This window comes from Corynebacterium sp. HMSC072A04, from assembly GCF_001809235.1.
GTDB lineage: Bacteria > Actinomycetota > Actinomycetes > Mycobacteriales > Mycobacteriaceae > Corynebacterium > Corynebacterium hiratae.
Genome location: NZ_KV796769.1, coordinates 45024 through 69464 on the forward strand (window position 1 = coordinate 45024; position 24441 = coordinate 69464).

Below are 24441 nucleotides of genomic sequence, written 5' to 3' on the forward strand. Positions count from 1 at the left end.
GCATGTCTGCCTATTCCGCCACTCCTGCCGATTGGCTCCAGGGTGCTCGCCCGCACACCTGGGCCAATGCTTTTGCTCCTGTTATCGCTGGTACCGGTGCCGCCGCCGCGGCCCACGGTCTGCACTGGGGACGCGCATTGCTGGCACTCATCGTGGCCTGGGCTCTTATCATCGGCGTGAACTACGCCAACGACTACTCCGATGGCATCCGCGGCACCGATGATGACCGCACCGGCCCCCAGCGGCTTACCGGCGGCGGGCTGGCCAAACCGCAACACGTCAAGTTCGCCGCCTTCGCCTCCTTCGGCGTGGCGGCTATCGCGGGCATCTCACTCTCCCTAGCTGCCAACGCCGCCTCGTTCATCCTCGTCGGCGCCGTGTGTATCGCCGGTGCCTGGTTCTACACCGGTGGCAAGAACCCCTACGGCTACCGCGGGTTCGGGGAAATCGCCGTTTTCGTGTTCTTCGGACTCGTCGCGGTCCTAGGTACCGAGTACACACAGGCCGGCCGCATCACGTGGACAGGCCTTGCCTTAGCCGTGGGTATCGGCGGTATGAGTGCGGCGGTAAACCTGGCCAATAACATCCGGGACATCCCCTCCGATAAGGCCACCGGCAAGATCACTTTGGCGGTGCGCCTGGGTGATAAAAAGTCCCGCACGCTATTCATGACCCTCTTGCTGCTGCCGGTACTACTCACCATCGGCCTAGCCTTCGATTCCTGGGCCGCGCTCGCTTCGCTGCTCTACTTCCCTCTCGCGCTGGGTGCTATCCGCACCGTCAACCGCGGCGCACGCGGCCCGAAACTCATCCCAGTACTTGGCATGGCCGGCCGCGCGATGCTGGTGTGGGCGGTTATCAACGCTGTAGCGCTGGCTCTGGTTTAACCACCGATTTAGCGGCCAGCCAGCTCCTCTTGGACCCACTTCTTGTGGGCCTTGCGCTGCGCGGAGTACTCCGCCAGCGTCTGAGTGGCTTCCATGCGCCACGTGGAGAAGATCAGCATGGACAGCGGCAGCGCCACAAACAACGCCAACAGGGCGGAGACCAGCAGCGGAAAGGTCCCGAGAACCGCCATGGCCAGCAGCTGAATCACCGCGGTGAGCACAATGAACAGCACCACGCGGGCAGCCCCGTACTTCCACAAAGCGACGCGGGAGCGGCGCTTGAGCGCCGGGTCCGGCTGGGGCGGTTCGGAGTTCTGGGAGGCGTTGGTGGTGTTTTCTGTCTGACTCATAATTCTCACTTTTGCTTTGCGGGCATTCCGTAGAATACAACGCATGGGTCGATTGATACTACTACTCTTGTTTGTCCTCGCGGCGGTCCTCGTATGGAAGGCCTTTGGTCCGTCGAGTTGGAATAAGAAGGTGCAGCAGACACAGCAGCCGCAGCGCCCCGCAATCAAGGGCCCAGACGATGACGAAGAGTTCCTGTGGAACCTAGAGAAGCAGCGCTTCAAAGAGCGCCGCGCCAGGGAGCGGGAGGCAGAGCGCCAAGAAGAAGAGCGCCGCCGTCGCTCACAGGGTTCACAAGGTTCCCAGAAACCCAAGGCCCCCGAGGACAAAGACAATAAAGCCGACGAAGCCTAAGCCTTCGGCTCGAAGGTCATCTCAAGGCCGAGGGCCTCAGCCACCGCAATCACCTTTTCCCAGCGCACGCCAGAGCCGCCGTGCTCGATGGTGTGCAGCGTGGAGCGCGAAATCCCGGCCTTCTCAGCCAGCTCCTGCTGCAAGATACCGAGTTCTCGGCGGCGCTGCGCAAAGCCCTCACCGAGAGCGATGAGCTGCGGGTTATCGCCCGCCGGCTTGCCCTGTTTGTGCCGCGGCTTAGGGGTATCCGCCATTTAGTTCAGCCCCGCATAGGAGTGCAGGCCGGAGACAACCATGTTGATGAAGAACAGGTTGAAGATCATGAGCAGCATCGCCGCGATGTTGATATACGGCGCGGCCTTGCGGAAGGCCGGCGTCGCGCGGGCGTGCAGGTAGGCGGCGTAGAGGATCCAGGTGGCGAAGGATACGGTCTCCTTCGGGTCCCAGCCCCAGTAGCGTCCCCATGTGGACTCGGCCCAAATAGCGCCCAGTACAATACCCAGGCCCAGAGTCGGCAGCGTCACCACGCCCAAGCGGTAGGCCAAGCGGTCCAACTTCTTAGCAGAAGGAAGCGGGCGGGCAAGCGCACCAAAGAAACCGGACTCACTGCCCTTCGGCTGGAACTCACGCAGCACGCTGAGCAAAGAAGCGATACCGGAGACCACGCCGATGGACGCACCCAACGAGACCACAGTGACGTGGATGGGCAGCCAGTGAGACTGGAGTGCCGGAACCACCGGAGCGGATTCCGCATAGAGCTTGGTGGAGCCGTAGAACATCAGCGCCAGAATCGGCGTGAGCAGCCACGGCCACAGAGTGCGCCATTCCTTGCGCTGCATGGCGATGGTCGCCACCACCATGGCGCCGGCGGTCACCATGAGCACGTACTCGTAGAGGTTGCCAAACGGGAAACGCCCCGTGGCCAGGCCGCGCAGCACAATGGCCGCCAAGTGTAAGGCGATACCCAACCACAGGAGCATCTGCGTCATGCCGCCGAGCTTGTCGGCGTTCTCCCGCTTCTTCGACAGATCCGCGTCTAGGTCAGCATCGGGGCCAGTGCTGGCTGTCGGGGGGACGTCGCCAAGCGCGGCACTGTCTGCCGAGGCCCCCACGCTAGCGAGTTCGCGCTGCTGCGCCACAGCAGTCGTGCGGGAGCGCATCGCCTCGATGATGCTGTGCATCCGGCCGTAGTAGACCAGGGACAACACCAAGGCGAGAGCATAAACGACGAACGCGGTTTGCACCGCGATGTCGGAAAAGTTGGACAGATTTTGATCAACCTGCATGAGTGGGAAACCTTGCCTTCACAATCGTGCCTACACCGTGCTTCACGCACGAGGCTGCATGAGCGGAGAGATTTATGGTGCTCATCAGAGTACCCCCCTTCAGCGGGAGTATCCAACTTTTGACGGATAGCTTTCTCGCCTTTAGTCGGCGGAGTAGAGTTCGTCTTCCTCGATTTCATCGGGATCCGGCAACTCCAAGAGCTCGCGGTGCAGCTTGTGGAACTCCTCGGACCAGCCGGCACGGTCGGTACGGGCAAGTCCACCCATCTCAATGTCGGTGCCGCCGTTGGCGCCCGGCCGGATGCGTACCCACACGCGGCGGCGCTTAATCACCAGCGAGCCAACCAGGGATACCAGCATGACCAGTGAGGACACGAGGACCCAGCTTTGGAAGGGGTCATAGGATACCTGGTAGTTCGCGAACTCGGAGGCGCCGTCGAAGGTGATCTTCGTGCCGTCGTCCAGCGTGACCGATTCACCCTGGTTCAGGTTGACGCGGTCGATCTTCTGCAGCTGGCCCGTGTGGACCAGGTTGGAATCGAGGGAGAAGAAGGACTGCGGGGTACCCGTGTCCAGGCCGGCATCGCCGCGGTAGATATCGATGGCCACGGCAGGATCGAGCATCGCCGGGTAGGAGGATTGCAGCAGCTTGCCGCTCTCGCCGGACCACTCGGCGGTCGGGGCAAACAGGCCCTGGATGGCGATCTGGTTTTGGCGGCGCTCAAACAGATCCGGGTACATGCCCGCCGGAGGATCGAAACGCATCACGCCTTCGGAGAGGAAAAACGTGGTGTCTGTGGGCTGGAACTGGATGGTCTGCGTGCGCTTTTCACCGTTGGGCCACTCCACCGTCATCGTCGGCGCAAAGCCGTGACCCTGCAGGTAAACGCGGTTTTTGTCAATGCGCAGCGGGTGATTGACCTGCAGCTGGTAGTCCTCCCAGGTCTCCGGGTCCGTGAAGATGTCGTCGCCGGCGGCATAGGACACGTTCGAGGTGAACATCTCCGCCTGGCCATTGGGCAGGTAGTCCGCGGTGAAGTCGTGGGCCAGGAAGCAGAAGGGGTGCAGGCCGGTGCCGTCGAAAAGCGGGCCGGCGCGGAAGGAGTCATAGACGGAGGTCGAGGTGTTGCAGAACTCCGTGGATTGCGCCTGCTCTTGGGTCTGCCCCTGGGAGTTCTTTTCCGTGACCACGATGACCTGTCCCTCGTAGTGCACCAGACGCCCGGCTGCCATGGTGAGCAAGATTGCCACCAACGCGATATGGAAGATGAGGTTGCACAGCTCGCGGGCATAGCCGCGCTCCGCGGAGAAGGATTGCGCACCCGCGCGGTCCTTCTCGGGCGAGACCTCGGAGACTCGCCACTTCTTCAGCATGGTTGTGGTGGCCGCTGCGATCTCCTCCGGGGACTTTTCCGAATGCCCGGTGGCGTTGAGCGGCATCTTTTCCAGATACTTCGGCGCGCGCGTCGGCGGTGTGCGGTAGGCCTTGTAGTGATCCCAGGAGCGCGGGATGATGCAGCCCACCAGAGAAATCATGAGCAGGACGTAGATGGCCTGGAACCAGACGGAGGAGAAGACGTCGAAAAGCTGCAGCTTGTCGTAGATCTCCGCCACCTTGCCGTTGGTCTCAATGAAGTCGTTGACGTTAGATTCATTGAGCGAGCGCTGCGGCAGGAGCGATCCGGGAATGGCGGCGATGGCCAGCAAGAAGAGCAGCGCCAGCGCGGTGCGCATGCTGGTCAGCCAGTGCCAGGCCTTGCGGATATATCTCACGAAAAATCTCCTTTACAGCAGCGTCGCGCCATAGGACACGGTCCACTGGCGGATGGCGTTGATGAAATCTCCCCACAGCCCGGTCAGCAGCGCCAGGCCGACGAGGATCATGGCGATGCCCCCGAGAATCTGGATGGTCCGGGAGTGCTCCCGCATCCAGGTCACGGTGCGCATGGCCTTAGCGGAGCCCAGTGCCACGAGCAAGAAGGGCAGGCCCAGGCCCAGGCAGTAGCCAATAATGAGGATGGTGCCGCGCAGCGCGGTGGTTCCCTCGGTGCCGGCGGAGACAGACAGGATGGCAGCCAGCGTGGGGCCCAAGCACGGGGTCCAGCCCAGGGCGAAAACCCCGCCGAGCAGCGGCGCGCCCAGCCACGTGGTCCAGCGCCGCGGCGCCATGCGCGTGTCCTTCTGTAGTACCGGCACCACGCCCATGAACACCACACCCATGAGGATGGTGATGACACCGCCGGCGCGCATGAGGGTATCCGCGTTGAGCGTCAGCGCCGAAATGGCGCCGAAGACTGACACGGTGGCTAGGACGAAAACGACGGTAAAGCCCAGCACGAAGAGTGCTGCGGCACCGACGACGGCCCAACGCCGGCGCTTGCCGACGCCCACCCCCAACTCCTCGTCATAGCTCACCTCACCGCCGACCACGGAGGCGAGGTAAGAGATATAGCCAGGAACCAGTGGAACCACACAGGGTGAGGCGAAGGAGACCAATCCGGCCACGGCCGCGGCGAGCACTCCGATCAGGAGCGGGCCGGACACGGCGGCATCGGCGAAGCTTTGCCCCATACCGTCAGCGGCAAGGATCACTGTTCTTTCTCCAGTTCGTCGACGACCTCGAGGACATCCTTTTCCGTGATCTCGGTCAGGAAGACCGCGGCGGGGCGGTGCTGCTTATCCAGAACAATGGTGGTGGGCACCACGGAGGTGGGCACGCCGCCGAGGGCCGCAGCCGTCTTGAAGGGCGGGTCGTAGATGGAGGGGTACTCTAGGCCGTTATCGGCCATAAAGTCCCGGGAGATCTCCGGGTTGAAGTCCTTGACGTTAATACCCAGTACGGTGCCGACCTTGCGCTTTTGCAGCTCCGCGTGGATGGCCTGGAGGTCATCCGATTCGGAGCGGCACGGCGCGCACCACTGACCCCAGGAGTTGAGGACGACGATCTGGTCTTTGAAATCCGAAAGCTTGATCGTCGTGGACTCATCCCGCAGGTCCTCACCGGAGAAATCCTTGAGCGGCTTGCGGTCTTCCTCCGCATAGCGGATGGTGGTCTGCCCGCCGGGCGAGATGAACTCGAAGGTGCCGCCGGAAGCCACGGCGTTCTGCGCGTTTTCCTCGCTTTGCGCACAGCCTGCCAAGGCAAACACAGCAAGGACACCGGCCGCGGCGGCGCGGATAGTTCTGCGTCCCATTAGATGTCCTGCGCCGGTTCGGAGTAGAAGATATCGATGATCTCGCGGTCGCGGTAGACCAGCGAGGTCACCGAGGCCAGGTCGCATTCGCGGTCCCACGGCGCGTGGGCCAGGCGCTTGCCCAACACGGTGCGCTGCACCATGACGATGGGCAGCTGGTGGGACACCACGATGGCCTCGTGCCCCTCGGCCTTGGAACGAGCACGCTCGGCAGCGTCCATCATGCGCGCGGCGATCTCCTCAAAAGGCTCGCCCCACGAGGGCTCAAGCGGGTTGACCATGAGCGGCCAGCGCTGCGGGTTCCACAGCTGCGAATTCCATCCCTTGGTGCGCAGGCCCTCGAAGCGGTTGCCGGATTCGATGACGCCCTTATCGACGTCCACCTCCAAGCCCGTTACCTGTGAAATAGGCAGCGCGGTTTCCTGCGCGCGCTGCAGCGGCGAGGCCGCCAGGTAGGTCACGTCATGGCCTTCGAAGGCTTTCGCCGTGCGCGCGGCCATCGAGTGCCCACGTGAGGACAAGTGATAGCCCGGGATGCGCCCGTAGAGGATCTTATCCGGGTTATAAACCTCGCCGTGGCGGACGAAGTGGACGATGGTGGTGGACATATGCCTGTGTCTATCCCCTCAACATGGTTGGTTTATTGCGGGCGCTGCGCGCTGGCAGCGGCCTGGGCGGCAGGCTTGAGAGCTGCCTCGATTACCTCAAAATCATTGTCCGTGAGCGCGTCAGAGACAAACCAGGTCTCGAAGGCTGACGGCGGAACGTACACGCCGCCTTCCAGCAGTGCGTGGAAGAAGGGAGCGAAACGCCAGGTATCGGCTGCCTGCATATCGGCGAAGTTACGGCCCTGGCCCTCGGCGAAGCGGATGGAGAACATCGTCTCCGCGCGCTGGATGTGGTGTGCCACTCCGGCGGCGCTCAGTGCCTCGGTGATGAGGCCGGCCAGGCGATCCGCGTTAGCCTGCAGGCGCGGGTACAGCTCTTCGTTGGCCAGCTCCAGGGATGCCAGGCCAGAAGCCATCGCCACCGGGTTACCGGACAGCGTGCCTGCCTGATAGACGGGACCGGCAGGTGCCAGCGAGGCCATGACGTCGGCGCGGCCGCCAAAGGCGGCTGCGGGCAGGCCACCGGAGACCACCTTGCCGAAGGTCACCAGGTCACCCGCTACCCCATCGACGCCGAACCAGCCCTTGTAGGAGGTGCGGAAGCCGGTCATGACTTCATCGAGGATGAGCAGGGCGCCGTCGGCATGCGCGATCTCCTTGAGCGCCGCGTTGAAGCCCTCCTCCGGGGCCACGGTGCCCATGTTGCCGGCGGCTGCTTCCGCAATAATGCAGGCGATCTCTCCCGGGTGCGCGGCAAAGGCCTCGCGGACGGCGTCGAGATCGTTGTAAGGGACAACGATGGTATCTGCGGCCGAAGCGCCGGTCACGCCCGGGGAATCCGGGAGCGCGAAAGTGGCTACGCCGGAGCCAGCCGACGCCAACAGCGCATCCACGTGGCCGTGGTAGCAGCCTTCAAACTTCAGGACCTTGGCGCGGCCGGTGAAACCGCGGGCCAAGCGCACGGCGGACATGGTGGCCTCGGTACCGGAGTTAACCAGGCGCACCTGCTCCACGGCGGTGCGCTTGACGATGTGCTCCGCCAGCAGCGTCTCGCCCTCGGTCGGGGCGCCGAAAGACAGACCGTCGGCAGCCGCCTTCTGCACTGCCTCCACGATGGCCGGGTGGGCATTGCCGTGAATCATCGGGCCATAAGAGCTGACCAGGTCGACGTACTCATTGCCGTCGATATCCCAAAGGCGGGAGCCCTCACCGCGAGCGATAACGCGGGCTTGGCCGCCCACGGATCCGAAGGCGCGGACCGGGGAATTCACACCGCCCGGGGTGACCTTGGTGGCGCGCTCGAACCACTCGGCGGACTGGGACGTATTCTGCTGGTTTAGCTGGCTGGAGTTAGGCATAGCCCACATTGTATCGGTTTTAGCCCTATACAAAAGTTGGAGTCCCCTCGTGTCTTGCAGCCTCCTCTCCACCACCTCGCGAGCACCCTGAGCGCGCTCGCGCTGCGCACCCGCCATGGGAACGCTATGCTGGCAGCACACTGTTGATTCTGCCTTTCTTTAATTAAGCGCTGGGGTGCGCTGTGGGAGGCACTACTTAAGGGGGATTCCCATGGCATCGCGCCGTATTCTTGTCATTTTTGCTTGCCTTCCGCTTTCTGCCTGCGCTGCCACGCAGGCAGAACCTGCTCCGCGAGCCGAGCCCAACCCCACCACCTCGGCCCAGCTGCCTTCCTGGAAGCCTGATGCGGTACCCCAGCCGGTCAACCGCTTGGGTGACACCACCTCCATCGCGCCAGCTCCGGCTGAACCGGAACCTACGGCCGAAGCACCAGCTCCCGCACCCGTAGTAGCCGAAACACCCACGCCACGCGTCGAAGTAGAAACCGTCACCGTCCGCGCGCCAGCGCCCGCACCAGCACCGGCGCCACGCCCGGCCCCACCGCAGCGGCCCAAACCCAAGCTAGAACTGCCCGAGCCTCCGCAGATTCCCCTCCCGCCGGAAGTCCAGGAGGGTCTCGATCAGCTACCCAAACTGCCGCCTTTGCCGAAGGCGGAGGAGATCTACATCGATGTGCCCTTCTAAAAGTCAGATGCCACATACGTTTCGATCAAATAGTGGCAGAAAATCACCCATTTTCGGGACCTTAATTGATCGAAACGTCACCAGACCTCATAGCCTCGCACCATCTAAGGGTAGACCCTGATCTACCTCCTATATTCCCCCCACTGCGCATGACAAGACACATGCCCGAGAGTTAATCTGAACCCGATTTCAATGACGGCGTTAACCTGACAGTAAGGGATTCATGAATAAGAAAGCTCTCGGCATCACTGCTGGCGCTATCGCTGCGGTTCTCCTCGCAGGCGGCGGTGGAATGTACGCACTAACCAGTGGGTCTTCCGATATTCAGCTCACCGCAACCGATGTCACGAAAACCACCAAAGAAGACCTGATCAGTTCCGTCTCCGCCTCCGGAACGGTTTCTGCCGAGCGCGAACTCTCACTGACCACCTCGCTGACCGGCCCCATCCAGTCCTTGGACGCGAAGGTGGGCGACCGCGTCGAGGCCCAGCAGCTGCTCGGCCGCATGGACACCACCGAAACCGAGCGCGAGCTCGAGGCCCAGCGCACCTCCCAGGAGGCCAGCAAGCTCGAGGCCGTCCACCAAATCGAGGATGCCCAGCTCCAGCTGCGCCAGCTTCAGGATTCCCTCGACCAAGGCCTCAACCCCGAGGTCAACAGCGCCCAGTCCGCCGTGAACTCGGCGCAGACCGAGTACGCCGAGGCGCAGCGCAAGCTCGACGATGCCCTCGCCGCCAAGGGCGACCGCCCCGAAATTGCCGAGGCCCGCGCCGCCGTCGAACAAGCACGCTCCGGGGTGCGCGATGCCGAGTCCAAGTCTTTCCAGTCCGCACTGGCCTCCCTCGGCACCGCCACCGAGGATCCTTCCGGAATCAACACCGCCAGCGCTTTCTTGAGCTACCTCGATTCCGATGAGGCCGTGCAGGACTCCGAGCGCCAGCTCAAGCAGTCCGAGGAATCCTATGGTCGCGTCCTCCGCGGCATCGACCGCGAACTGGGCGAACAACAGCGCGCCACCGCCGCCTCCTACCAAGCGGTTGCCGATGCCGAACGCGCGCTGCAAGCCAGCAACCTCGCCATCGAACAGCAGATTTCCTCCCAGTCCCAGGCGGTGAACCACGCGGTGGAATCGGCGGCGTCGGCAAGCGCGAACAACGCCAAGGAAAATGGGCCACTGGAGTACCGGCTCTCCCAGGCCGACCTGCGCTCCCCGCTGGCGGGCGTTGTCACCGCCGTCAATGGCCAGGCCGGCGCCCCGGCCGAAGGCCCCATCCTCACCGTGGCGGATGACTCCACGTTGTTGGTGAAGTCCACGGTCAAGGAGGGCGATATCGCCCGCATCAAGGTCGGCGATGAAGTCACGTTCACCTCGCCGTCGAGCCCCGGCAAGGAATACAAAGGCAAGGTCACGTTCATCTCCCCCACCGCTGAGCAGCCCGATGTCGAGGCTGGCGCAGGCGGCGGCTCCGGCAAGCCAACTGGCTCCTCCAAGCCCGAATTCCCAGTGCACATCCGTGTCGATGGCAACCGCGAAGGCCTGCGCCTCGGTTCCACCACGAAGGTGAAGATCATTACGAAGAAGGATAAGAACGCCATCACCGTGCCGCTCTCCGCCATCTTTGAAGAAGGTGGCAAGAAGAACGTCCTGGTCATCGACAACGGCACGATCCAGGCGCGCGAGGTCAAGGTGGCCAGCGAATCTGATTTCTCCGCCGCCATCTCCTCCGGCCTCAAGGAGGGCGAGACCGTCATCAGCCAGGCGGATACCCACAAGGACATGGTCGGCATGTCCGCCTCCGTCGATGGATCCGATGCTGCGGAAGAGAACGCATGAGCCGCCTCATTGAGATGCGGGGAATCGTCAAACGCTTCAACGAGGGCCTCGACAGCGAGCTGACCGTCATCCCGGGCCTCGACTTCAGCGTGGAGGAGGGCGAGTTCGTGGCCGTCGTTGGCCAGTCCGGATCCGGCAAATCCACGCTGATGAACATCATCGGCTTGATCGACCGTCCCACCGCCGGCGAGTACCAGCTGGCTGGCGTGGATGCACTGGCGCTTGGCGACGACAAACTAGCCTCCTTCCGCGGCCAAAAAATTGGTTTCATCTTCCAGAACTTCAACCTGATCGGCCGCATGTCCGCGCTGAAGAACGTGGAGATGCCCATGGTCTATGCGGGCGTTTCCGCCCACGAGCGCACCCAGCGCGCGGAAGAGCTTCTGGAGATGGTCGGTATGAGCGACCGCATGAACCACCTGCCCAATGAGCTCTCCGGTGGTCAGAAGCAGCGCGTGGCGGTGGCCCGCGCCTTGGCCAACCAGCCGGAGATTCTCCTAGCGGACGAGCCCACCGGCGCGCTGGATTCGCAGACCGGCCGCATGGTCATGGACCTCTTCCACGAACTGCACCGCACGCATGGAAAGACCATTTTGTTTATTACCCACAACCCGGAATTGGCTGATGAGTGCAGCCGCACCGTCACGATGAAGGACGGGGTGTTGTCATGAATTTTGCTGAATCCACCAAGATGGCGCTGACCAGCCTGCGCACCAACAAGATGCGCTCGGCGCTGACGCTCTTGGGCGTCATCATCGGCATCGCCGCGGTCATCGCCATCGTCACGCTCGGCCACTCCTTGCAGGCTTCCGTGCAGAAAGACTTGGACAAGGTCGGCGCCAATAACTTCACCGTCCAGGTCAAGGAGCGCCCTGAGGAGGGCGAAGAGGAAGAAGCCGATGATCCCTTCATGGGCGGCGGCTTTGTCGAGGACGAGTCCTCCATGCTCACCCCGGACATGCTGGACCGCGCCAAGGAGGTCATGGGGGATCAGATCGCCGGCATCAATATCGGCGAATACAGCTCCTATTCCGGCACCCTCGTGGTCGAGGGCACGTCCGGGGAGGAGACTGCCAACCTCCTCGTCCGCCCGACCAACCCGGACTATGTCTCCGGCTCTTCCTATTCCATCGTGGCCGGGCGCTTCCTCAGCGAGGATGATATCGACTCCAGCCGGGCAGTAACGATGCTGGATAAGGAAACAGCCACCAAGCTTTTCGACGCCCCTGAAGACGCCATTGGCCAATACGTGAGCTTTGAAAGCCAGGAGGCCTCTCCTATTGAACTCGCCGTCATCGGTGTTTTTGAAGAACCGCAAACCGGCCCTCTTGTAGGCGGTGGCCCCAGCCAATCCGCCTTCGTTCCTTACCCGCTGGAGGCCGAGTTCTCCGATTCCCCCGGTGCCGGCACCGCGTTCAGCGAGGTCACCGTTCGCGGCAACCCGGACTTGGACAAGGCCGCGGTGGCCAGCAACTTGCAGCGCGTCTTCGATAGCTACTACGAGGACAACCCTGACTACATGGTGAAGGTGTCTGACTTCAGCGATGACCTCGCATCCTTGAACCAGATCTTCACCACGATGAGCTTGGTTCTCGCGGCCATCGGCGGCATCTCGCTGCTCGTCGGCGGCATCGGCGTGATGAACATTATGCTCATCACCGTCACCGAGCGCACCCGCGAGATTGGCATCCGCAAGGCGCTTGGCGCACGCCGCCGTGATATCCGCATCCAGTTCATCACGGAGGCCATCGTGGTCTGCCTCATCGGTGGACTCATCGGCATCGCCATCGGCACCGCAGCCGGCATGGCGGGTGCGGCCGCCATCGGCTCACTCGTGGCGCCGCCGCTGTGGGCGGTCATCCTCTCGCTGCTCTTCTCGCTGGCTATTGGCCTCTTCTTTGGCTACTACCCCGCGGGCAAGGCCGCGAAGCTGGACCCGATTGAGGCACTGCGCTACGAATGATCCCACTCATCCCCCCGACTTATCAGGTATTCTAAAGCCCAAAATTTCGGGGGGACTCCATCTTGGATAAGTGGTGCGTTTTGAGTTCTTCGCACCCCAATCCCCTCTTGCCGGTACTTCCACTATCAAGAGGCACTCATGAAACTCATACAGCAAGATCTAGGTCATTCTGAAGCAGAGACCATACTTAGCGCATTGCCGGTGCCTCGCCGAAACACCTACCTCCACTTGGCTAAACAACACGGAGGCACCGATACCGACATCGATATACTCGCAGCTTATCTTTACGTTTGGAATGGTTTCATGGCATCTGTTGTTGACAGAACAACTGGTGAAGTTGAGGTTCTCTTGCGTAACTTTATCGATTCAAGATTTAGAGAGTGGAACTCCTCGCCTCCAAGAAATGGCTCGCCAGACTGGTTGGAACACCCAGAAGCACCGCTTACTCAACTTGTGCTACCGGAAGGCCGCAGTCGGCTTGCGGACCTAGCGCATTGCGATAGCTCCTTCAGCCCACCGAATCACGATGATTATGTTGCAGGTTTGACCTTCGGTATTTGGGTTCACCTACTACCTAAACCTCACGCTGGAAACAAAAACCCACGAGTGGTTCTCTGGAATGAGGCTCTCGGACCACATGTTCACAAACTAAACCGAGTTGAATTCCAGCAGTACGCAATGCTGGTAAAAGACATGCGCAACCGAGCGACGCACCGTCGCCCTCTCATAAAAGACATCCCCAAACTAGAGAAGACCCATCAGTTCTCTATCGAGCTAGCTAAGGCCATAAATCCCAAAATGGGTGTCTGGATGCGCTCGGAACGGTGGATCCCTGAAGCGCTAAAGCAATTCCCGGCGAAATAAAAGATGGCCCCAGCGATGCTGGGGCCAGAGCCTATTTGCCTTGCGGCTTGATATCCAGAAGCCTACTACGCAAGTACACAGGCGTCCACCCACCGATATAATGATTCTTCTTCGTCGTCGTTTCAAACGACGACGCGCCCTAGTGCACCACCTTCAGCCCCACAATCCCACCAATGATCATGGCGAGGAACAGCACCTTCCACACGGTTGCCGCCTCGTGCCCGGCGGCGAAGGAGTAAATGACGGTGACCACCGCGCCCACGCCGGCCCACACCGCGTAAGCGGTGCCCACGGGGATGGACTTCATGGCCCAGCCCAACCCGCCCATCGAAATGGCGCAGGCAACGAAAAAGACCACCGAGGGCCACAGCCGGCTGAAGCCCTCCGACTTATCCAGCGCCGCCGCCCACACGGCCTCGAAGGCGCCGGAGAAAATCAACACGCACCACGACATGGCCAGCCCTTTCTGGCCGTCTTGTCGCGTCACCGGGTACGGCTCCCTCGTCCGGGGCTCGCATGAATCGCAGCGAGCCTGCCCACAATAATGGCACACTGGGCGGCATGAAGATTGCATTCCTTGGTACTGGCCGCATGGGCACTGAGCTCGCCCGACACCTCCTCAAAAACCATGAGCTCACCGTTTGGAACCGCACCGCTGAGCGCGCGCAACCGCTGGTTGAGTCCGGCGCTACCCTCGCCGATTCCCCCACCGCCGCCGTAGAAGGCGCAGAGGTCATCATTACCTCGCTCTTTGGCCCCGATGACATCCGTGAGCAGATCATCGAGACCAAGCTCATCCCAGAGGACGTGACCTGGATCGATACCACGACCGTCTCCCCCGATGCCGCCCGCGAATTCGCCGCCGCGGTCGACTCTTATGTCCACGCGCCCGTCGTCGGTTCGCTGGGCCCGGCGCGCGAGGGCAAGCTCGGCGTCTATGTAGGCACGCCTGACGACGACCGCCGTGAGCTCGCCATGACCATTGCCGAGTCCTGGGCTGACGAGAACAAGCTCATCGGTGTGGAGTCCGCCACCACCGCGGCGATTGGCAAGCTCCTGGCCAACCTAGCCCTCGCCGTTACCGCGGAGGGCGTGCTGGAGGCACTCCACCTCGGCGAGTCCGAGGGCCTCGATTCCGAAGTCATCCTCGAGATGCTCGACATCACCGGCTTGGCCTTCATGAAGAACATGAAGGGCCCGTTCATCACCGGCGAGCGCAATACCACTCCGGGTGACTTCACCGTGGATGCCCTGTGCAAAGACGCCAAGCTCATGGAAATGACCGCCAACAAGCCACTTCCTGCGGTGGCCGCCGCCATCGAGCGCTTTGAGGAGCAGCAGGCCATGGGCCACGGCGACCAGGACTTCTCCTCTATCTTCGTCTTCCGCAACAAGGGCTAGGCCCGAGCGTTTAGACGCCCCGCTTTACGACGAGCCCGCGCAGCACCTCCTCCAGCTGCGCGTTATCCCCCGTGTCCTGGCTGTGAAAGCGCGCTGCAATAAACTCCGCGCGCACGCGGCTATCACTCGCTAGCCGCTCCACATCGAGTTGGTATCCTGCCGCCGTAGCCAGCGAGTCAAAGAACACCGTCTGCGTTCGGGTATTGCCTTCTCTAAAGCTGTGAACCACATTGAGCTCGCCCCACAGCTCCGCCAGCTTGGCCACAAACTCATCAATCTCTAGGCCACGCAGAAAGTCATCCTTCGCCAGCCCCGCAAACAGCTTCTCTGCTGCCTTCGTCATTTCCGGCCCCGCCGGATAGTAGGCATGCCCAGCCTTAATCATGAACTGACCTGTAGGGGCAGTCCGCTCTTCGCCCGCCCATTCGTAGACATCTTGAAACAGACGTCGATGTATGGCCTTGAAATGCGCGTAGTCAAAAGCACCTTCCACAGGTGCCGAGTCCAACTCGGCTATCCGAAGAAATACAAACTTTTCTTCCAAGATCCGTAGTTCTTCTGCGTCATCTAACCCCAAGCGATTCTTCAGAACCTTGGTCCCTGGAATGAAATAGCTCTCCCAGCCCCCGCTCATGTTTCTCCCCGCGCTCTACTTCAGCGAAGCTCGCCGAACACGAGCGATTGCTTCGTCGGCAGATAATGTCCCTGCAGCCACCTCGCGGCCCAGCTGGCGCACGTACTCATCAGTCACATCGTGGCCTGCTAGACGCAACGCAGCATCGCTCAACGCTAACGGATCACGGTCGCTACTACTGCTTTCAATTTGAACAGGCTCCGACATTGCTATCCTCCCGAGTTTTCAACTACATTTTCTCTCATTTTAGCAGCTCACAACACCAATCCCAAGGGCGCTTCCCATCTCAAGAACAACGTTCAGGGCGTGTATTTTGCTAAACTTCATCAATAAGTTTTAGCTATTGTCTAGCCGCCCAGTGTAAGGAGCTCGCCGCCCAGCAATGCTTTCCATCGACGCCGATTACGGGCATTCCACGCCCCTTGGACACCTTGAGAAGGACTTCGCCCCAGGCCGCATCTATGGCCTCGCTGGGCCCAACGGTTCAGGTAAATCCACGTTACTTGCCACGCTCGGCGGTGAGCTTGCGCCTCTCGAAGGCTCAGTGGAGTGCGACGGCCGTCCCGTCGGCACGAAGGAGCAGCCGGGTGCTGTGATTACGGTAGCCGAGCCGGTTTTTCTCCCCGACCTCACCGTGGGCGAGCACCTGGACGTGATAGGAAAGGCGGCAGGGGTGGACGTCGCCAAGCTCTGCGAGCTCTGGGCGCTTGAGCCTCTCCTTCCACACCCTGCCTCGCGCCTGTCCTCGGGCCAGCGCCAGCGCGTGTTTCTGGCTGCCCAGCTGTACCAGCCGGCGCGTGCTTTGCTTATCGACGAGCCCGAGCGCCACCTCGACGCCACCTGGACCGAGTTCCTCGCAAGCGAATTGCGCTACCTAGCCGACGAGGAGAATCGCTGCATCGTCGTGGCCTCACATTCCGACACCATCACCCAAGCCTGCGACGAGGTGGTGCAGCTGTGATGCGCACGCTATCCCGGCTAGGTGATGGCATTTGGTATCTCATCCTCGCCGGCATCGTCTTCGGCTTCGGTTATACAGTCTGGCAAGAAGTCGGCGCAGTCCTGCCTATCATCCCGGCGCGAATCACGCTGACTGGTGTCGCTCCTATTGCCGGCATCGTGGGACTGCTCGCTCTCATCGTGTTCGCCGAGACTCTTTATCCCCTACGGGCGCTATCCCGGGAACGTTGGGTGTACGTTGATCGCCCGCGCGGCAGGCTCCGCGGCACGGACTGGATCACGTGGGCGCAGCTGATCAGCTTCGGGGTGTTGGGGCTCGGCATCTGCGTGTCCACCGGGCTATCCCCGTGGTTCGCGCTGGCAGTCCCAGCCCTGCGTTTCGTCGTGGGGTGGCGCTCGTTCACGCTGGCTTCGCTTCTCAGCGCTGGGCGCACGCGCCTGGTCGGTGGATCTGGCCTTGGCCTGCTTGATTCGGAGGTCACCTCCGATGCCATTGCGAGCCAGTCCGCCTGGATTCCTCGTCGCGCCCATGCGCCCTCCACGTTGACGGGTCTCTTCTTCCGTCGTCTGGGACGACGGTGGTACATCGGCGTCGGTGCGCTCGCGGCCCTCGGCTTGACATTGGGGTTCGCCCCACAGCTCGGGGCGCTGGCTATCGTCGGATTCATGTCCGCGTGGAGCATCGTCGGCGCGGCGGTTGGGCGCGCCGCCTCCTTCGGCCGCGTCAGCGACGATGCATGGCCAGACTGGGGCCTTCCCCTTATCGCTTCTGTGGGCACGGCACTCGTTGGTGCCGGTGTCCTCCTCTTGGTGTGGAAGCTCTCCGCCATCGCAGTGGCGCTCATTGTTGCGGGCCTTAGCTGGGCGTCGTTTAAGCGTTCCCGCCCGGCACAGGTAGACAGCATGTCCATGCTGGACAGCGGCGGCTTCGGCGTCTCTTTCTCCCCCGAGGTGCTGCACTACATTGCCCGCGGCACTCTCGGCCTTGGCGTGGCGGCCCTTGCGCTGGGGTATTAGCCGGGGCTAGTCTTTCGGACATGAAGATTTTTTCCTAATTCGACGTCACTCTTTTACGCGACTTACTCGAAGGTGGATTTCTTCATGCCTATTTCTTTTTCTCATCTCACCGTCATCTGGCCCGACGGCACCCCTTGTTTCACGGATCTCACCGGAACGTTTTCTTCCCACTTCACGGGCTTAGTTGGGGCGAATGGTTCCGGAAAATCAACGCTAGCCAAGGTACTTGCTGGTCTCATTGCCCCGACTTCGGGAACGGTATCCGCGGGCTCAGTCCTCTATGTCGACCAGGATTTAGGTCTCCATACGTCTGACACCATCGCCGAAGTCTTTGGCGCAACAGAGATCCTCAGTGCCATTGCCCGCATTGAGGCTGGCGACTACTCGGAAGAGCTCGCTGCCGCTGTTGGTGAGCAGTGGGACTTAGCAGAGCGTATTGAAGCAGCTCTCGACGCTGCGGGTATCCCCTTCCCGCTGGATCGCACTATCGGCACATTGTCGGGTGGTGAAGCCGTGACTGTGGCGCTGACCGCCGCCTTCTTCCGCAAACCGGATTTCCTGATCCTCGACGAGCCCACCAACAACCTGGACTCCGAATCGCGCCAGCGCCTACTCGAGCTCATTCGCACCGCGCCGATGCCGGTTCTCGTCGTCTCACACGACCGCGAGCTCCTCGAGCACGCGGAAAGCATCGCGGAACTCTACCACGGAACACTTCGCGAGTTCGAGGGAAACTACTCCTCCTACCGCGCAGCGATTGATGCTGAGCAGGATTCCGCGCAGGCCAAGGTCAGGGAGACCAAGGCCGAACACCGCAAACAGATCCGCGAGCGCGCCGCCATGCAGACCCGCATCGCACGCGATGCCCGTCGCGGCAAGAACTTCGCCGCCTCGAAGCGCAAACCCGGCATGGCCATGGGCTTAGACAAGAACCGTTCCGAGCGCTCGGCCGCTGGGCGTTCTCAACAGGCCAACGATGCAGTCGCTGCCGCCCAGTCGGCGCACGACAAGGCGCAGCGCGCGCTTCGCGACGACACCCAGGTCCACATCGATCTCCCCGGCACTGAGCTGCCCGCGGGCACCCGCGTGCTGGTCAGCGATCTGCTGAGTATTACTGGCCCCGAGCGTGTTCGCCTCGCCGGGCCAAACGGCAGCGGCAAGACCACCTTCCTCAACCGCATCGCCCGCGGAGACGTCGAGTACGCGCTGCCCTGCGGGTACATCCGCCAACGCATCGTCTTGCCCGCGGAGAAATCGGTGTTCGACATCGTGCGGGAGGCCAACCCCGGCGCGGACCCGCAGTTCCTGCGCGACCAGCTGGCCCAGATGCTCTTTATCAACGACAAGATCCACCAGCCCGTGGGCCAGCTTTCTGGTGGCGAGCGCTTCCGCGTCGAAATCGCTCGCGTCTTGCTCAGCGATCCGGCACCGCGCTTCCTGCTTCTCGACGAACCGACAAACAACCTCGATATCCCCACCACCGACTGGCTGATTGAGGTGCTCACGAGCTACCGCGGGGCATTCATCCTGGTCAGCCACGACGAGCACGTATGCGAGCGGCTAAACCTAACGCGCACTGTTCACGTGGCCTCATAAACTGAAACCTCTCTAGCGCTCATCCCCTTTTCGTTGTACAGTTTCTTGTACAAGAAGGGAGATAGCTTATGAAAACCATGTCTTACTCGGAATCGCGAGCAAGATACGCCGAGGTCCTACAGTCGGTCGTTGATGACCGTGAGGAAGTCATCATCACTCGCAATGGTCATGAGTCTGCAGTCATCGTTTCCTTAGATGACTACAACTCTCTTCGCGAAACCGCATACCTTCTGCGTTCCCCTCGCAATGCCCAGCGCCTGCTTGACTCCATCGAGAGTCTCAACGCCGGGGAAGCAACGGAGCACGAGCTCGTTGAGGAAGATTAAGCTTCATGATTCTTTCGTGGACAGAGGAAGCATGGGAGGACTACCTCTGGTGGCAAGCTCACAACAAGAAGATCCTCAAGAGAATCAATAGCCTCATTAAAGACATTGCACGAAACGGCAATGAAGGGATAGGAAAGCCCGAACCACTCAAGTTCGAGTTGGCCGGGTTCTGGTCTCGGCGAATTACCGAAGAGCACCGACTGATCTATCGCATTAAGGGCGCGACCATCGAGATTGCTGGGTGCAGATACCACTACTAGCTAGCGTCAACTTCCCGTATCGCCTCTGCCTAAAAGGCATCTGACAAAAGGCATCAGTCATAAGGCGTTTTCACGGCCAAAAACGCCTTTTATGCTTGACAAATGGAGTTTTTAGACCCAAAGATGCCTTTTATCAGACGCCTTTTGCGGGGCGCCTTTTGCGAGGCGCCAAAAGGCAGGCGCCGACAGCGAGCTAGCTGACGAGTGCTTGCGCGGCAGCGCGGGCACCCGCGATGACGGCGGGCACGCCGACTCCATCAGCCCAGGCGCCGGCGGTGGCGATACCGGGGACGTCGGCAAGCTTGGCGCGGACAGCGGCAACGGTGGCCAGGTGCTTTTCATCATAGCGGGGGATGCCGCCGAACCAGCGCTGCGTGTAGATCTCCTCCACGCCAGCGGCGCGGCCGTCGAAGCCTGTGATCTTCTGCAGGTCATCGAGGGCGTAGTCCACCAGGTCATCCTCCTCCGCGCGCACGAGGGCATCATCGCCGAAGCGGCCGAAGGAGGCGCGCACGAGGAAGCCCTCGCGCTCGTTCAGGTGCGGCCACTTATTAGAGGAGAGCGTGAAAGCCTTGGCGCGCACGTCTGGCTCGTCGGAGGCAACGAGGATACCGGTGGCCTCCGGAAGGGAGTTGCCTTCCGGGTCCGTGGCGGAGGCGAAGTTGAAGCCGACGACCACGGAAGAAGCCAGCTGGACGGTGGCTAGTTCCTGGGCGGCCTCCGGGGCCACGGCCTTGAGCAGGCGCGCGGTTGTGGGAGCTGGGGTGGCAAAGAACACGCGATCGAAGGGACCGATATCCCCCGGCGCGCCCTTGACCTCGAAGGCATCGCCCTTGCGCGTCACGCCGGAGACGAAGGTGTCCAGGTGGATCTGCGCACCGGACTTGTCAGCCAGGGCCTCGTAAAGCTCGGCGTAGCCGCCCTTGAAGGTTCCAAAGACGGAGCCTTCGGCCGGGCTGCGGCCGGACTCGATCTGCTTGATTGCGGCCGACAGCGTGACGGGGCCGTCCTTCGCCAGTGTGTCCAGCGTGGCCGCCAGGTGCGGAACCGTGGCGCGCAGGCCTAGGTCGTCGGCCGTACAGGAGTACACACCGCCGAGCAGCGCGGAGACCACGTGGTCCACCACGTCATCGCCGTACTGCTGGCGAACGAGCTGACCCACAGAGACATCCCCGCCGATCTCCCACTCGAAGGGCTGCTCGTTGGTGATGCGCTCGTTGGTCGCCTCGGAGAAGAAGTCCTGCGGCTCGGAAGGAATACCCATGACCCCGCCCTGCGGCAGGAAGTGCAGCTCGCCGCCGGTGTACACGCGCGGGCGCAACTCCGGATTGGGCTCCACAAAGGAATCCTGCAGGCCGAGCTCCGTGAAGAAGTCCACGGCGTCCTGGCGGCGGCGGATGAAGGCCTCCGCGCCCATGTCCGTCGGACCGCCGTTGAAGGCCACGGTGTGCAGCTTGCCGCCGATGCGATCCGCTGCTTCAAAGACGAAGATGTCGTGGGAGCCCTCAGTGTTCTGCTTGATTTCCCATGCCGCGGTGAGGCCCGCGAGGCCCGCACCGATGATCGCGATCTTCATTTAGCCCTCCTCGTGGATGATGGCGACGGCACGGGTAATGGCCTCCGCCTCCGTGGTCGGCAGCACGCCGTGGCCAAGGTTCCAGATGTGTCCACGCAGGTTGCCTGCCGCGCGGGCGGCATCTATTTCTGCCTTGATGGCGCGTACTTCCTTGCGCACCGCATCCTCGCCGGCGAACAGCAGGGCTGGGTCGAGGTTGCCCTGGAGAATGTCCGCGTTGACGCGGGCCGCGGCGGCATCCATGCTCACGCGGTAGTCCACGCCCATGACCTCAGAACCGGCCTCCGACATCGCGCCGAGCAGCTCGCCAGTCCCCACGCCGAAGTGAATGCGCGGCACGCGGCCTTCTGCGACCTTAAGGATCTGCTCCGAATAAGGCAGCACGAACTCGCGGTAATCGCGCTCATTGAGGTAACCCGCCCAGGAATCGAAGAGCTGCATGGCGTCGATGCCGGCATCCAGCTGGAGCTCCAAGAAAGAAATGATCGTCGGGGTCAGGCGCTCCATGAGCTGGTGCCAGGTCTCCGGATCGGAATGCATGAGCGCCTTGGTACGCTCGTGGTTCTTCGAGGGGCCGCCCTCAATGAGGTAGCTGGCCAAGGTGAAGGGTGCGCCGACGAAGCCGATGAGGGCCTGCTTGTCGGTGAGCTCGCTCAGAATGATCTCAATGCCTTGGCGGACCTCGGGCACATCCACGTCGAGGATAGGCAGGTTGTCCACGTCCTCCGTGGTGCGCACGGGTGCATCCATGACGGGGCCGCGGCCGGGGACGATCTCCACGCCAACGCCCGCGGCTTTGAGCGGGACGACGATATCGCTGAACAAGATGGCGCCGTCGACATCGTGGCGGCGCACCGGCTGCAGGGTGATCTCCGCGAGGAGCTCCGGCATGAAACAGGAATCCAGCATGCTGATTCCCTCGCGCACCTTGCGGTACTCCGGCAAAGAGCGCCCCGCCTGGCGCATGAACCAGACGGGCGGGCGGGAGGGCGTGTGGCCAGTAGCGGCAGCAATTAGCGGCGCATCAGACAGTCGAGACATACCGTCCATTATGAATCAAAAGTTGGAGTAGGCGCCAATCAGGAGTTTTGGGCGCGACGGGCCTTGATGAAAGCCGTTGAATCCGGGTGAAAGAGGAAGTAGATGGCCACCATGAGCGCCATCGGGATAAGCAGCAAGAGCAGCCCGCCCACGCCCGCGATCAGCGCCGCAATGCTGACGAACATGGTGTAGGCAGACACCGCGGTGATGATGCGGCGCGCCCATACTGAGCCGCTTGCCAGCTGCGCGGAGCAGGCCGCGATGATGACGGCACCCACCACGTTGGAGATGGCCGCAAAACGCGTGTTGAAGCGGATATAGTCCACCTGCTCCGGGCTGAGCTGGGTGTTCGTCACCGATGTATAGGAACCAAAGATCCCCACCATTCCGGCGGTGAGCATGACAATTGCGGCAATCACGCAGACCCAGTAGGCAATGCGCAGCTGCGAAGGCCAGGTGGAAAAGTCTTGCTCACCCTGCTTCTTAGGGCGGCGTGGGCGGCGGTTATAGTCCGCGGGACCGGGGCGCTCGCTCATCGCTTGCCGTCCTTGCCGTCCTCTTTCTCCCTGTCCTTCTCTTTATTATCTTTATTCTTCTTCTCGCGCTCCTCCAGGTTTTCCTGGCGGCGCTGCTCCTCCATCTCCTTGCGCATCTGGCGCAGCTGCTCCATCTCGCCGGTGTACTCGAGCACCTCTTCCTTGGTGGAGAACATCAAGCCCATCACGGCCGCCACGCCGACGAGGATCTGCACGGCACCATCGAGTAAGAAGAGCCAATCCGGCGCGCTCGCCCCGGCGGGGCTGCTGATGAAGACGATGAGCACGCGGAGGCCAAAGTAGAGGGAGAAGGCGAACCACAGGCGCCGGCCAGTACCGGCTGCCTTGGAGTTCTTGTGGATAAAGCCCAGCATGATGCCCAGCAGCACGACGATGGCGAGTGAAATCAGCGAGCTGAACGCCACCGAGCCATAACCCACGAGCTGCACGAAGGCATCGCTGACGTCCTGCCCGGACTTCTCCGCCGCAGACTCCGCGGTCTTGCGGGCCTGAGCAAAGAGCTCATCGCGGTTCAGCAAGGTGAGCACGATGCTTAAGACCAAGTGCACCACCTCGAGCACCAGGGCAACGGTCCACACCTTGAGCATGAGGGAGACGGCTTCGGTGCGCTTGGCGTGCTCCTTATCCGGCTCCTTATTCTGCCCCGTCGGCTTTTGTGCCGACGGCGTAGTGTTCGGGCTGAACGTCACGATTCTCCTTTTACTTGAGCAAGCGGGCGGCGTCCGTGGCGAAATAGGTCAGGATCTGATCCGCACCCGCGCGCTTGAACGCGGTCAAGGACTCCAGCATAACGGCCTCGCCGTCAATCCACCCGTTCTGGGAAGCGGCCTGAATCATCGCGTACTCACCGGAGACCTGGTAAACAGCTACCGGCACGGAGGAACGCTCGACGGCACCGGCCAGCACATCGAGGTACGGCAGGCCAGGCTTCACCATGACGATGTCCGCGCCTTCCTCGATGTCCAGGTCCACCTCCAGCATGGACTCGCGGAAGTTGCGCGGGTCCTGCTGGTAGGTGCGGCGGTCCCCCTCTAGGGAGGAGCCCACGGCATCGCGGAAGGGGCCGAAGAAGGCCGAAGCGTACTTGGCCGAGTAGGCCATGATCGCAACATCCTCGTGGCCGGCCTCATCGAGGGCCTCGCGGATCGCGGCAATCTGGCCATCCATCATGCCGGAGGGGCTGACCATGTGAGCACCGGCGCGGGCCTGGGAGCGGGCCATGTCCTGGTAGAGCTCCACGGTTTCATCGTTGAGCACGCGGCCCTGGTCATCGACCACGCCGCAGTGGCCGTGGAAGGTGAACTCATCAAGGCAGGTATCCGCCATGACGATGAGGTCATCGCCAAATTCCTGACGCAGCTCCGCAATCGCCACGTTGAGGATGCCCTGCGGGTCCCAGGCCACGGAGCCGGTCGCGTCCTTATCCTCTTCGCGCGGCACGCCGAAGAGGTCAACGCAGGTCACACCCGCATCGAGGGCCTCGTGCGCGGCACGCTTGAGGGAATCCAGGCTGTGCTGCTGCACGCCCGGCATGGAGGGGATATCACGGGGTTCGTTCAGACCGTCGACCACGAACATCGGGAGGATGAGGTCGGAGGGGCGCAGCGAGGTTTCCGCAACCAAATCCCTAAAAGCCGGGTTCTGACGTAGGCGGCGGGGGCGGCGAGCAATGCTCATGAGTAAAAACTCTCC

Annotated in this window: 28 protein-coding genes and 1 riboswitch; of the genes, 13 read left to right on the top strand and 15 right to left on the bottom strand. The window is 62.0% G+C overall.

Annotated elements, in window-relative coordinates; all coding sequences use genetic code 11:
• Positions 1 to 2: 2 nt before the first annotated feature.
• Positions 3 to 887 (top strand): 1,4-dihydroxy-2-naphthoate polyprenyltransferase, encoded by an 885-nt coding sequence (locus tag HMPREF2565_RS04400; protein WP_046647783.1) that lies wholly within the window; start codon positions 3 to 5, stop codon positions 885 to 887.
• An 8-nt stretch (positions 888 to 895) separates the two neighbouring features.
• Here the strand turns inward: HMPREF2565_RS04400 and HMPREF2565_RS04405 are convergent, their stop codons facing one another.
• Positions 896 to 1237 carry a DUF4229 domain-containing protein gene (locus HMPREF2565_RS04405; RefSeq protein ID WP_046647785.1) on the bottom strand — a complete coding sequence of 114 codons (342 nt, stop codon included), beginning with the start codon at positions 1235 to 1237 and terminating at the stop codon, positions 896 to 898.
• Between the two features lie 43 nt (positions 1238 to 1280).
• On the opposite strand from HMPREF2565_RS04405, the gene HMPREF2565_RS04410 reads away from it, so the two are divergent.
• Positions 1281 to 1589, top strand: coding sequence for a hypothetical protein (locus HMPREF2565_RS04410; protein WP_049154847.1), 309 nt, complete (start codon positions 1281 to 1283; stop codon positions 1587 to 1589).
• Here the strand turns inward: HMPREF2565_RS04410 and HMPREF2565_RS04415 are convergent.
• From HMPREF2565_RS04415 to hemL, 7 genes are all read right to left on the bottom strand, one after another.
• Positions 1586 to 1843 carry a helix-turn-helix domain-containing protein gene (locus tag HMPREF2565_RS04415; protein WP_046647787.1) on the bottom strand — a complete coding sequence of 86 codons (258 nt, stop codon included), beginning with the start codon at positions 1841 to 1843 and terminating at the stop codon, positions 1586 to 1588. The genes HMPREF2565_RS04410 and HMPREF2565_RS04415 overlap by 4 nt on opposite strands.
• Positions 1844 to 2875 carry a c-type cytochrome biogenesis protein CcsB gene (gene ccsB, locus HMPREF2565_RS04420; protein WP_049154848.1) on the bottom strand — a complete coding sequence of 344 codons (1032 nt, stop codon included), beginning with the start codon at positions 2873 to 2875 and terminating at the stop codon, positions 1844 to 1846. It abuts the gene before it with no gap.
• A 141-nt stretch (positions 2876 to 3016) separates the two neighbouring features.
• Positions 3017 to 4648 carry a cytochrome c biogenesis protein ResB gene (locus HMPREF2565_RS04425; protein WP_071406918.1) on the bottom strand — a complete coding sequence of 544 codons (1632 nt, stop codon included), beginning with the start codon at positions 4646 to 4648 and terminating at the stop codon, positions 3017 to 3019.
• A gap of 12 nt (positions 4649 to 4660) precedes the next feature.
• Complete coding sequence (locus HMPREF2565_RS04430) at positions 4661 to 5446, bottom strand: cytochrome c biogenesis CcdA family protein (RefSeq protein WP_046647905.1); 786 nt, start codon at positions 5444 to 5446, stop codon at positions 4661 to 4663.
• A 17-nt stretch (positions 5447 to 5463) separates the two neighbouring features.
• Positions 5464 to 6069 carry a TlpA disulfide reductase family protein gene (locus HMPREF2565_RS04435; RefSeq protein ID WP_046647790.1) on the bottom strand — a complete coding sequence of 202 codons (606 nt, stop codon included), beginning with the start codon at positions 6067 to 6069 and terminating at the stop codon, positions 5464 to 5466.
• On the bottom strand, positions 6069 to 6677 hold the full coding sequence (locus tag HMPREF2565_RS04440) for a histidine phosphatase family protein (RefSeq protein ID WP_071406919.1): 609 nt from the start codon (positions 6675 to 6677) through the stop codon (positions 6069 to 6071). The genes HMPREF2565_RS04435 and HMPREF2565_RS04440 overlap by 1 nt, the downstream gene beginning before the upstream one ends.
• Before the next feature lie 32 nt (positions 6678 to 6709).
• Entirely contained in the window at positions 6710 to 8044 is a 1335-nt protein-coding gene (gene hemL / locus HMPREF2565_RS04445; RefSeq protein WP_070821650.1) for a glutamate-1-semialdehyde 2,1-aminomutase, read from the bottom strand.
• 202 nt (positions 8045 to 8246) lie between these two features.
• On the opposite strand from hemL, the gene HMPREF2565_RS04450 reads away from it, so the two are divergent.
• From HMPREF2565_RS04450 to HMPREF2565_RS04470, 5 genes are all read left to right on the top strand, one after another.
• A complete protein-coding gene (locus tag HMPREF2565_RS04450) occupies positions 8247 to 8720 on the top strand; it encodes a hypothetical protein (RefSeq protein ID WP_010189769.1) in 474 nt (157 codons plus the stop codon).
• A gap of 223 nt (positions 8721 to 8943) precedes the next feature.
• Positions 8944 to 10554 carry a permuted SH3 domain-containing protein gene (locus tag HMPREF2565_RS04455; protein ID WP_049154851.1) on the top strand — a complete coding sequence of 537 codons (1611 nt, stop codon included), beginning with the start codon at positions 8944 to 8946 and terminating at the stop codon, positions 10552 to 10554.
• Positions 10551 to 11225 (top strand): ABC transporter ATP-binding protein, encoded by a 675-nt coding sequence (locus HMPREF2565_RS04460; protein ID WP_071406920.1) that lies wholly within the window; start codon positions 10551 to 10553, stop codon positions 11223 to 11225. The genes HMPREF2565_RS04455 and HMPREF2565_RS04460 overlap by 4 nt, the downstream gene beginning before the upstream one ends.
• Positions 11222 to 12517, top strand: a complete 1296-nt coding sequence (locus HMPREF2565_RS04465) for an ABC transporter permease (RefSeq protein WP_070516494.1) — start codon at positions 11222 to 11224, stop codon at positions 12515 to 12517. The genes HMPREF2565_RS04460 and HMPREF2565_RS04465 overlap by 4 nt, the downstream gene beginning before the upstream one ends.
• 138 nt (positions 12518 to 12655) lie before the next feature.
• The gene (locus HMPREF2565_RS04470; RefSeq protein ID WP_246819114.1) at positions 12656 to 13381 is read left to right on the top strand and encodes a hypothetical protein; all 726 of its coding nucleotides are present in this window, start codon (positions 12656 to 12658) and stop codon (positions 13379 to 13381) included.
• 139 nt (positions 13382 to 13520) lie between these two features.
• Here HMPREF2565_RS04470 and HMPREF2565_RS04475 read toward each other — a convergent pair whose 3' ends face one another.
• Positions 13521 to 13835, bottom strand: coding sequence for a DMT family transporter (locus HMPREF2565_RS04475; protein ID WP_070516496.1), 315 nt, complete (start codon positions 13833 to 13835; stop codon positions 13521 to 13523).
• Positions 13836 to 13846: 11 nt separating this feature from the next.
• Positions 13847 to 13917: riboswitch (guanidine-III (ykkC-III) riboswitch) on the bottom strand.
• 25 nt (positions 13918 to 13942) lie between these two features.
• Between HMPREF2565_RS04475 and HMPREF2565_RS04480 the strand changes: the two genes are divergently transcribed.
• Positions 13943 to 14782: an NAD(P)-dependent oxidoreductase gene (locus HMPREF2565_RS04480; protein ID WP_070681466.1), complete on the top strand. Its 840-nt coding sequence runs from the start codon at positions 13943 to 13945 to the stop codon at positions 14780 to 14782.
• A 10-nt stretch (positions 14783 to 14792) separates the two neighbouring features.
• On the opposite strand, the gene HMPREF2565_RS04485 is transcribed toward HMPREF2565_RS04480, so the two are convergent.
• Entirely contained in the window at positions 14793 to 15416 is a 624-nt protein-coding gene (locus HMPREF2565_RS04485) for a Fic/DOC family protein (RefSeq protein WP_070681463.1), read from the bottom strand.
• Positions 15417 to 15798: 382 nt separating this feature from the next.
• Between HMPREF2565_RS04485 and HMPREF2565_RS04490 the strand changes: the two genes are divergently transcribed.
• From HMPREF2565_RS04490 to HMPREF2565_RS04510, 5 genes are all read left to right on the top strand, one after another.
• Positions 15799 to 16377 (top strand): ABC transporter ATP-binding protein, encoded by a 579-nt coding sequence (locus HMPREF2565_RS04490; RefSeq protein WP_070701464.1) that lies wholly within the window; start codon positions 15799 to 15801, stop codon positions 16375 to 16377.
• Complete coding sequence (locus tag HMPREF2565_RS04495; protein WP_071406921.1) at positions 16377 to 17393, top strand: ABC transporter permease; 1017 nt, start codon at positions 16377 to 16379, stop codon at positions 17391 to 17393. Before HMPREF2565_RS04490 ends, HMPREF2565_RS04495 begins: the two co-directional genes overlap by 1 nt.
• An 84-nt stretch (positions 17394 to 17477) precedes the next feature.
• Positions 17478 to 18989 (top strand): ABC-F family ATP-binding cassette domain-containing protein, encoded by a 1512-nt coding sequence (locus HMPREF2565_RS04500; protein WP_070681449.1) that lies wholly within the window; start codon positions 17478 to 17480, stop codon positions 18987 to 18989.
• A gap of 68 nt (positions 18990 to 19057) precedes the next feature.
• Positions 19058 to 19315 (top strand): type II toxin-antitoxin system Phd/YefM family antitoxin, encoded by a 258-nt coding sequence (locus HMPREF2565_RS04505; RefSeq protein WP_046647800.1) that lies wholly within the window; start codon positions 19058 to 19060, stop codon positions 19313 to 19315.
• A 5-nt stretch (positions 19316 to 19320) separates the two neighbouring features.
• Positions 19321 to 19575 (top strand): Txe/YoeB family addiction module toxin, encoded by a 255-nt coding sequence (locus HMPREF2565_RS04510; RefSeq protein ID WP_046647801.1) that lies wholly within the window; start codon positions 19321 to 19323, stop codon positions 19573 to 19575.
• Positions 19576 to 19768: 193 nt separating this feature from the next.
• Here the strand turns inward: HMPREF2565_RS04510 and HMPREF2565_RS04515 are convergent, their stop codons facing one another.
• The 5 genes from HMPREF2565_RS04515 to hemB are packed head-to-tail and all read right to left on the bottom strand — an operon-like array spanning position 19769 to position 24426.
• Positions 19769 to 21151 (bottom strand): protoporphyrinogen oxidase, encoded by a 1383-nt coding sequence (locus HMPREF2565_RS04515; RefSeq protein ID WP_070513448.1) that lies wholly within the window; start codon positions 21149 to 21151, stop codon positions 19769 to 19771.
• Positions 21152 to 22192, bottom strand: coding sequence for a uroporphyrinogen decarboxylase (gene hemE, locus HMPREF2565_RS04520; RefSeq protein ID WP_049154861.1), 1041 nt, complete (start codon positions 22190 to 22192; stop codon positions 21152 to 21154).
• Positions 22193 to 22230: 38 nt separating this feature from the next.
• Positions 22231 to 22728 carry a hypothetical protein gene (locus HMPREF2565_RS04525; protein WP_046647804.1) on the bottom strand — a complete coding sequence of 166 codons (498 nt, stop codon included), beginning with the start codon at positions 22726 to 22728 and terminating at the stop codon, positions 22231 to 22233.
• Positions 22725 to 23438 (bottom strand): hypothetical protein, encoded by a 714-nt coding sequence (locus tag HMPREF2565_RS04530; RefSeq protein ID WP_070681446.1) that lies wholly within the window; start codon positions 23436 to 23438, stop codon positions 22725 to 22727. Before HMPREF2565_RS04530 ends, HMPREF2565_RS04525 begins: the two co-directional genes overlap by 4 nt.
• 10 nt (positions 23439 to 23448) lie before the next feature.
• Positions 23449 to 24426, bottom strand: a complete 978-nt coding sequence (gene hemB, locus HMPREF2565_RS04535; RefSeq protein ID WP_070681443.1) for a porphobilinogen synthase — start codon at positions 24424 to 24426, stop codon at positions 23449 to 23451.
• Positions 24427 to 24441 lie beyond the last annotated feature (15 nt).